The organism is Micromonospora sp. M42, from assembly GCF_000568915.1.
In the GTDB taxonomy this organism is placed as follows: domain Bacteria; phylum Actinomycetota; class Actinomycetes; order Mycobacteriales; family Micromonosporaceae; genus Micromonospora; species Micromonospora chalcea.
Map to the genome: position 1 here is coordinate 2,249,469 of NZ_KK037233.1, position 1,611 is coordinate 2,251,079.

The 1,611-nt window shown below is 79.1% G+C and carries 1 protein-coding gene; it reads left to right on the plus strand.

All coding sequences use genetic code 11. From position 1 onward, the window contains the following. On the plus strand, positions 1-1,611 hold a 1,611-nt coding region (locus MCBG_RS10140), incomplete at both ends, for an acyltransferase domain-containing protein (RefSeq protein WP_157560820.1).

Here is a 1,611-nt window from a genome sequence, read left to right on the forward strand (position 1 = left end):
CGCGGGTGGCGGTCGGGCACAGCCTCGGCGAGATCACCGCGCTGCACTGGGCCGGCACCGTCGACGCGGAGGCGCTGCTGCGGATCGCCGCGGCGCGCGGCGCGGTCATGGCCGGCTGCCGGGAACCGGGCACGATGGCCGGCATCGCCGCCGACGACACCGCCACCACCCGGCTGATCGGCGCCGAACCGGTGGTGGTGGCCGGCTACAACGGGCCGCGGCAGACGGTGGTCGCCGGCCCGTCCGACGCGGTCCGGCGGGTGTGCGAGCGGGCCACCGACGCCGGTGTGCACTGGGCGGACCTGGCCGTCTCGCACGCGTTCCACTCCCCGCTGATGGCGTCGGCCGCCCGCGAGTTCGGCGACTGGCTGGAAGGGGTCCGCCTGGCCCCGCCGCGCCGGCCGGTGGTCTCCACCGTCACCGGCGCGGAGCTGACCTCCGGCACCGACCTGGCGGCGCTGCTGCGCCGGCAGATCACCGAGCCGGTGCGCTTCGCCGCGGCGGTCACCGAGGCCGGCCGGCGGGTGGACGCGCTGGTCGAGGTCGGTCCCGGCCAGGTGCTCGCCCGGATGGCCCGGGACCTGGTCGACGTGCCGGTGTTCGCCACCGGCACGGACGCGCCGACGCTCGCCGGGTTCCTCGGCACTGTCGGCGCGCTCTGGACGCTGGGCGCGCCCGTGGACCACGCCGCGCTGGTCAGCGACCGTCCGATCCGTCCGCTCGACCTGGCCGCGCGGCGGCGCTTCTTCGCCAACCCGTGCGAGGCCGCGCCCGCCGTGGCCGTGGCGGCGGCGTCCCCGACCGGGGCCACCCCGCAGGCCGCGGGCGGGCCGGTGACCGTCGACGAGACGGCCCCGGCCGGAGGCGGACCGGCGGCCGACCCGCTGGCGGTGCTGCGCCGGCTGGCCGCGTCCCGCGCGGAGCTGCCGCCCGAGAGCGTCGGCGCGGACACCCGGCTCCTCGACGGTCTGCACCTCAGCTCGATCGCCGTGGGTCAGCTGGTGAACGAGGCCGCCCGGGAACTGGGCCTGCCCGCGGTGCAGGCGCCGACGAACTTCGCCACCGCCACGCTGCGGGAGATCGCCGACGCGCTGCGGGAACTGGACCCGGCCGCCCCGCCCGCCGACCGGCGGGTGGACGGCGTCGCCCCGTGGGTGCGCGGTTTCACAGTCGAGCTGGTCGAGGAACCGGTGGAGCCGGCCGGCGCCGGCCCCGGCGGCCCGGGTGCCTGGCAGTGGTACGCGCCGGCCGGGCACCCGTACGCGGAGGCGCTGCGCGACGCGCTCGCCGGTGCGGGCGTCGGCGGCGGCGTGCTGCTCTGCCCGGGCGAGGAGGTGGACCTGGACCTCGCGTTGCGCGCCGTCCAGGCGGCGGTGGCCCAGCCTCCGGGCAGCCGCCTGGTGGTCGTCCAGCACGGCCGGGGCGTCGCCGGGCTGGCCCGTACCGCCCGGCTGGAGGGCTCGGGTCTGCACGTGACGCTGGTCGAGGCGGCCCCGGCCGACGACCTGGTGGACCGGGTGGTGCGCGAGGTGGCGGCCACCGACGGGTACGCCGAGTCGCACCTCGGCCCGGACGGCCGGCGGCGGGTCCCCCTGCTGCGGCCGCTGCCGC